This window comes from Phormidium pseudopriestleyi FRX01, from assembly GCF_017313335.1.
Classification (GTDB): domain Bacteria; phylum Cyanobacteriota; class Cyanobacteriia; order Cyanobacteriales; family Laspinemataceae; genus Laspinema; species Laspinema pseudopriestleyi.
Genome location: NZ_JAFLQW010000186.1, coordinates 1 through 6,612 on the forward strand (window position 1 = coordinate 1; position 6,612 = coordinate 6,612).

Here is a 6,612-nt window from a genome sequence, read left to right on the forward strand (position 1 = left end):
CCCTTCGACCCTTCGACCCTTCGACCCTTCGACCCTTCGACCCTTCGACCCTTCGACCCTTCGACCCTTCGACTGGCTCAGGGCTCAGGGCTCAGGGCTCAGGGCTCAGGACAGGCCTCTCCCAAAGGGGGAGAGGGGAGAAGACAGATGTCATAAATCATTTAGGATTGCTATAGGACCCTTAACGGGACAGGGCGAGCCCCCGAGAGCCTCTGGGTTCAGACCCGAAATCCAGTCAAAATCAAGGGGTTCTAGGCGATCGGCCCATCCCCATAAAACTCTCTAAACCGGCAAAAAAGCAGACAAATTGTCCCCGGTTCTGCTACAATTGCTTTAGCCTTGGGGCTGTGGCTCAGTTGGATAGAGCAAGCGCCTCCTGAAGCATCGGGCACCTTGGAGGAAACTCCAGGAGTGAATGTGGTCAAATTCAAGAAAGCCTAAGTCTATGTTCCGCTTTCCAATCAAAGCCAATGGACAGATAAGGTAATCTTGAGCCAAGCCTTTGAATGGCTAAACAACTACAGGCATCGGAAAGAATTGACGTTTGCTCCGGTCCCCATGTAATTCTAGCTGTCAAAGGAAGGTGCAGAGACTGGTTTGAGAGAGCCATTAGAGATGGACTTTAATGTCGCATCCAAAGTAGAACAACGAGGCGTTTTAGTGGGGATGTTATTGGGTCAGGGAAGAAGAAATCAAAACAATTTCTATATTTCCCATCGAGCTACCCAAGAGAATTACGTTTTGTTTAAAAAACAACTTCTCGAACAAATCACCCAACAGCCGGTTAGCATCCGACCTCGAACCACCAAGCGAGGAGAGCAACTCCTCCAGTTAGAACCGAAGTTGATTCCCTTAACTCGGGTCTTGGTCAAGAAACTTTATTGCGGCGGGATTAAAACTGTCACAGCGAAGTTTCTAAACCTCTTAACCCCCGCTGGAATCGCTTTATGGTTTTTAGACAGAGGGTCCAAGTCCTTTAAAAAAAGGAATGGAAAAATTCACGCCCTAGAAGTGTATTTAAACACCACCCTCTCTGAATGGGAAAATGAAATCATTATTGATTATTTTTCAGAAATTTGGGGATTTAAGTGGGGGCTGAGTAAAACCTCGGAGGGCTATCGACTGAAAATGGGGACTCAAGAGGGAAAACGATTTCTCGCTTTCATCACCCCTTACGTCCCGGACAGTCTACGCTATAAAGTACAAACCTCCTCAAACGTAACGGCCACCGCCTACGGACCTGAAGTCTAAGGTGAAGGAATAGTCCAGAGAGTGAGGAAACTCACACAAATCTGAAGCGCTAGGTCGCCGGTTCAAATCCGGCCAGTCCCGTTCTCTGTTAGTCTATAGTACGAAAACTTGCACCCGGTTCATGGATCGTGAACTCGGGTGGCTCGTTCGGTGACTACGGAATCAATAGTTGGTAACTTGAGATATGTTGTTGAAGATCTGTCTGAAAGGAAGACTTCACGGGAGTGCAAAAACGAAGCGGTCCCTGGGCAGATCTGGGGTATGGCTGCTTTTGGGATTGTCCCTAATCGGCGCGATCGCCTACAAACAAATCAGAAACTATATTGATACCCCCCAAGCCCTGTTAGTCTTGGGGGGTGCTTTAGAGCGAGAAGAATTTGCCGCCGAATTTGCCCGAAAAAATCCCCATTTACAAGTCTGGGTCTCTGGAGGCAGCAATCAAGAATATGCCGAATGGGTATTCTCCAACGCCGGGATTGACCTGGAACGGGTGCATTTAGACTATCAAGCTCAGGATACTGTCACCAACTTCACAACTCTAGTGGATCAGTTAAAATCCCAGGGGATCGAGAGTGTCTATTTGATTACCTCCGATGATCATATGCGCCGCGCCCAAGTGATTGGGGAGATTGTCTTAGGGAGTCGGGGGATTAGCTTCAAACCCCTACCCGTCCCTTCGGGGCGATCGCCCGAACCCATCGAAAAAGCCATTCGCGATGGTGCCCGAGCCATTTTGTGGGTCACCACCGGATACACCGGGGCCCGTTTTGCCCCAGTCCACGGGGACGAGGATTAATACTCCATCCGGTTAAAATAAAAACCCACTTCAGGGTGCGGGTTTTTATAGACATATCATACTCCATACGGTATTTAAAGGTCTATAAAAATTTCTTGTAGGGGCGCAATGCGCCCCTACAAATACAGCTTGACGCGGGTCGTTTTTATAGACTTATCAGTACCGTATGGAGTATCACAACCGGATTCCATATCAGATGACTCACCTGCCTAAATCATGTAACCCATGAATTACCTCGACACACTGCTGAGTTATCGCCTCCAACACCTCTCGCTTCGTGGAAGATGGGGCGGGGATCACCTCGCCAATGCGGATGGTAACCGGAACAGGTTTGGGAACGAGACTGCCTTTTTTAACGATCGCCTGAGTCCCCCAGAGACTCACCGGCAACAGAGGCACTTGAGCCTTAGCCGCAATCAGGGCCGCACCGAGTTTGGGGTTGTAAATGCGGCCATCGGGACTCCGGGTGCCATCTAAGAATAGCCCCGTGGCCCAACCGGCTTCAAGGGAAGATAATGCCGCCCGCATTGCTGCGCGATCGCTCTCTCCTCGACGGACTGGATAGGCCCCATACAGAGAAATCGCCTGTTTTAAAACTGGAATTTCAAATAACTCTTCCTTCGCCATAAAAGCAACCGGACGGTTCATACAGTTAGAGAGAATCGGGGGGTCATAATCACTGGCATGATTGCTCACCACCACAAAAGCACCTGACATGGGCACATTTTGAGCCCCATAGATCCGCCCCCGGAAGTAGGTATGAAGCATGGGGCTAACCACAGGCCACTTAAACAAGTGATAGAGAAATAAGCTGGCAACAGGTTCGCGGGTTTTTGCCACAACAAATGAGGAATCAACAATTAAGAATGAGGAATGAGGAATGAGGAATTAATACCAAATCCGGCTGTCAAAGACCTGTTTTCTCCATTAGCCCGCGCAGGCGGGCTTCGTCCGCAAACGCCCCACCCTTTAGGATTCTGTTGGCGAATCAAGAAAGAGACCTCTCCCCAAACCCCTCCCCTAAGAGGGGAGGGGCTTTCCGGCTCCCCCTGACCTCTTAGGGGAGGGGGTGGGGGGGTTAGGTCTCCCGTTAACCAACAGAGTCCTTTAGGGTGCGGGTTAAAACAAACGGCGTCTGTTTTCAGAAAAATTATGCTGGTAAGTCTGCCGCTGTGCTGACATTCGCGACGACTAAATCGGAACAGGTGCGTTTGATTAAATTACTCAGAACCTTGCCCGGTCCAATTTCTACCACGCTTTCGATGCCTTCTTGGGGGAGTTGTAACATGATTTCCCGCCAGCGCACCGAGCCCGTCATCTGCCGAGAGATCCGCTGTTTTAAGACCTCAGCTTTGGTTTCCGGGGTGGGGTCGGTATTGGACAAAACCGGAACAATCGCATCGGTAAAGGGAACGGCATCGAGAGCATTTTGGAACTGAGCTTGTGCGGGTTCCATGAAGGGGGAGTGATAGGCCCCGGCCACATTTAATTTCACGGCCCGTTTGACTTTGATGGCGGAAATCACCGCCTCTACAGCGTCTGGAGTCCCGGAGATGACTACCTGTCCATCGCTGTTGTCATTGGCGAGGACGACATCGGGAGTGGCAGTAATTTGAGCATCCAGTTGTTCTCGGTTGAAGCCAATCAGGGCGGTCATTTGACCTCCGGCGACTGTATTCATTAATTCAGCGCGATATTTGACCAGTTGTAATCCGGTTTCAAAGTCAAAGACGCCAGCGGCATATAGGGCGACATATTCGCCCAAACTATGACCGGCAACGAGGTCCGGTTGTTGATGCCGATCGCGCATTAAGTCAACCAGAATGCTCTCGACAACATAGAGACTCGGTTGAGTGTACAGACTGCTGCTGAGTTTATCTTCAGCGTTGGCGCAAATTTCCAGAACGGACCAGCCGAGGATGGTTTCAGCAGCGGCATATTTTTCTTGAGCAATGGGTAAGTTTGCTAAATCTACACCCATGCCTAGGGCTTGGGAACCTTGTCCGGGAAACACCCATGCTGTTTTCGTCATTCGTCAATTTTTCGTTGTTATGGGTCAATAAATAGAGGGAGAGTGACTGAGGGTGGGTTATCCCCATTCAAAAATGGCAGCACCCCAAGTCAGTCCTGCACCAAAACCGGCAGCGGCAATGACATCTCCGGGTTTAATTTTGCCCGATCGCACCGCTTCATCCAAGGCGAGCGGGATAGAAGCGGCGGAGGTGTTGCCATAGTTGGCGAGATTGCCCAGGACTTTATGAGTGGGAATGTTGAGTCTGACGGCGACGGCATCGAGAATGCGCTGATTGGCTTGATGCAGCAACAGCCAGTCCACGCGATCAACCTCGATATCGGCGCGATATAGGGCTTTTTCGATGACTTCCGGGACTCGTTTGACGGCGAAGCGGTAGACTTCTTTGCCGTTCATTTCGATGAACTGGTAGGTGCCTTGACCGACGGACACCGTAGGGGTGAGGGCTTTCTCTTGGGGTTGGAAAGCCAGAGTCAGACAGTCATTTTGACGGCCATCGCTGCACAGTTCAAAACCGAGGAGGCGATCGCGAGTGGTGTTGGCCTGCATCACCACGGCACCTGCACCATCGCCAAACAAAATACAGGTGCGGCGATCGGCCCAATCCACCCAACGAGAGAGGACATCCGCCCCAATGACCAGCACATTTTTGTACACTCCCGTGCGGATAAATTGGGCAGCGGTGACGAAACCAAACAGAAAACCAGAACAGGCAGCGGTGAGGTCGAAGGCGACTGCCCGAGTTGCGCCTAGATTGGCCTGAATTTTGGAAGCACTGCCAAACAGGTCATCTGCCGTCGAAGTCGCCAGAACAATCAAATCCAGGTCTGTGGGTTGGATACCGGACATGGCGATCGCCTCTCGGGCTGCCTGAGTCGCCAGTTCCGTGAGGGATTCTTCCACAGAAGCCACCCGTCGGGACTGAATCCCGGTGCGAGACTCAATCCACTCCTCCGAAGTCTCCACCATCTGACAAAGCACTTGATTGTCTAGGACGTTCGCTGGAGTCGCCGAACCGCTTCCTGTAATTGCAATGCCTACCTCTATTTCTTTCAAACTGATTCTCCCTCGGTCGGTTCTTGAGTCATACGCGGTTATTCGAGTATCCCTGGCGCGCGATCGCCGCTGGATTCGGTGCCGTCAACTTTCAGGCGTCGGTTCGGGTACTGCCGTTAGCTGCTTCTGTAATTCAAACTGGGACTGCATTCGATCAATCACATTGTGGTCGATGGCATCTTTTGCCAAGCGAATCGCATTATAAACCGTGGCGCCTTGGGAACTGCCGTGAGTAATAATGCAAATTCCGGCTACTCCCAATAATAAGCCCCCGCCCCGTTCTACATGATCAACCCGTTGCTTAAACCGTTTCAGACTTGGTTTTAACAGCGTCACCCCGATTTTCCCTTGAATTCCCTGGGTCAACTCTTCTTTGAGAATATTCAGAACAATTTCCCCAAGCCCTTCAGCGAACTTCAAGACGACATTGCCGACAAAGCCATCACAGACGATCACATCAAAGTTACCCGACAGAATGTCGCGACCCTCCGCGTTCCCGAAAAAGGGAACCAGTGGATTGTCAACCAACATCTGATGGGTGCGAAGGGCCTGATCGTTGCCCTTCGAGGGTTCTTCCCCAATATTGAGCAGTCCTACCTTGGGTTCTTCTACCCCCAAAACGTATTGGCTGTAAATCGTTCCCATCACCGCGAACTGTTCTAGGAACTTGGGACGACAATCAACGTTCGCCCCCACATCCAAAATCAGAACGGACTTATTGGGAACAATAGTTGGAAAAATGGCACCAATGGCTGGCCGGTCAATACCTCGCAGCCGCCCCAAATGTAAAAGGGCTGCCGCCATTGCCGCACCGGAGTGCCCTGCTGAAATAATGGCCTGAGCTTGGTTCTTTTTTACCAATTCCATCGCCACTCGAATAGAAGAGTTGCGCTTCCGTTTTAAAGCGCTTAAAGGCTCCTCGTGCATTTCCACCACTTCATCAGCCGGAATAATTTCCACCTGATTCAGATTGGGGAAATTGGCGTCTTTTTGATGTTCCTTGAGGCAGGAGTCGATCTTGTCAGGATCGCCGACCAAAAGAACATCTACGTCCAACTCGGAGGCTGCTTTAAGCGCTCCCGTGACGATTGCTGTAGGGGCATTATCCCCGCCCATAGCATCTATAGCGATCCGTGCCCGTGAAGATCCCATTGATCGAAGTCATAGAAACCTTACAAATTTTACCAGAAGCCTTATACCATCGCATAACTCTTCCGAATCGTTTCTGAGGATAATTTTTTTTCGGGGGATTCTTCCGTGGAAAGACATTAACTGCAAGGACGGTCCCCTCCCTCCGGTTCCCGGACCTTGGCAAGGTCCGGGTTAGGGTGGGGTCCTGGTGACTTAGCGTAAGCCAAGTCACCAGTAATGGTTGATTGAAGTGTCGGAGTGACGCTATATCGGCTATTAACGCGGACAGAGGTTGGACCCGTCTCCATACAGGGGTGATCGCTGCTCATCGTGCGTAACTCAGGCG

General features: G+C 50.9%; 7 protein-coding genes. 2 read left to right on the forward strand and 5 right to left on the reverse strand.

Annotation, left to right across the window (positions count from 1 at the left end):
* Positions 1 to 615: 615 nt before the first annotated feature.
* Both J0895_RS06705 and J0895_RS06710 read left to right on the forward strand, forming a co-directional pair.
* Positions 616 to 1,251 carry an LAGLIDADG endonuclease gene (locus J0895_RS06705; protein WP_207087334.1) on the forward strand — a complete coding sequence of 212 codons (636 nt, stop codon included), beginning with the start codon at positions 616 to 618 and terminating at the stop codon, positions 1,249 to 1,251.
* Positions 1,252 to 1,435: 184 nt separating this feature from the next.
* Positions 1,436 to 2,047 (forward strand): YdcF family protein, encoded by a 612-nt coding sequence (locus J0895_RS06710; RefSeq protein WP_207087335.1) that lies wholly within the window; start codon positions 1,436 to 1,438, stop codon positions 2,045 to 2,047.
* A 201-nt stretch (positions 2,048 to 2,248) separates the two neighbouring features.
* Here the strand turns inward: J0895_RS06710 and J0895_RS06715 are convergent, their stop codons facing one another.
* The 5 genes from J0895_RS06715 to J0895_RS06735 form a co-directional block, all read right to left on the reverse strand.
* Complete coding sequence (locus J0895_RS06715) at positions 2,249 to 2,887, reverse strand: 1-acylglycerol-3-phosphate O-acyltransferase (RefSeq protein ID WP_207087336.1); 639 nt, start codon at positions 2,885 to 2,887, stop codon at positions 2,249 to 2,251.
* Between the two features lie 310 nt (positions 2,888 to 3,197).
* On the reverse strand, positions 3,198 to 4,079 hold the full coding sequence (gene fabD, locus J0895_RS06720; RefSeq protein WP_207087337.1) for an ACP S-malonyltransferase: 882 nt from the start codon (positions 4,077 to 4,079) through the stop codon (positions 3,198 to 3,200).
* 57 nt (positions 4,080 to 4,136) lie between these two features.
* A complete protein-coding gene (locus J0895_RS06725) occupies positions 4,137 to 5,135 on the reverse strand; it encodes a beta-ketoacyl-ACP synthase III (RefSeq protein WP_207087338.1) in 999 nt (332 codons plus the stop codon).
* Positions 5,136 to 5,219: 84 nt separating this feature from the next.
* Positions 5,220 to 6,287, reverse strand: coding sequence for a phosphate acyltransferase PlsX (plsX, locus tag J0895_RS06730; RefSeq protein WP_207087339.1), 1,068 nt, complete (start codon positions 6,285 to 6,287; stop codon positions 5,220 to 5,222).
* 116 nt (positions 6,288 to 6,403) lie between these two features.
* Positions 6,404 to 6,612: hypothetical protein (locus J0895_RS06735; RefSeq protein ID WP_207087340.1), on the reverse strand; the 209-nt coding region annotated here is incomplete at its 5' end.

What these genes read in the sequence shown, in the direction of transcription:
- J0895_RS06705 (WP_207087334.1), top strand. Translation starts at nt 616, where the DNA reads ATGGACTTTAATGTCGCATCCAAAGTAGAACAACGAGGCGTTTTAGTG.
- J0895_RS06710 (WP_207087335.1), top strand. Translation starts at nt 1,436, where the DNA reads ATGTTGTTGAAGATCTGTCTGAAAGGAAGACTTCACGGGAGTGCAAAA.
- fabD (WP_207087337.1), bottom strand. Translation starts at nt 4,079, where the DNA reads ATGACGAAAACAGCATGGGTGTTTCCCGGACAAGGTTCCCAAGCCCTA.
- plsX (WP_207087339.1), bottom strand. Translation starts at nt 6,287, where the DNA reads ATGGGATCTTCACGGGCACGGATCGCTATAGATGCTATGGGCGGGGAT.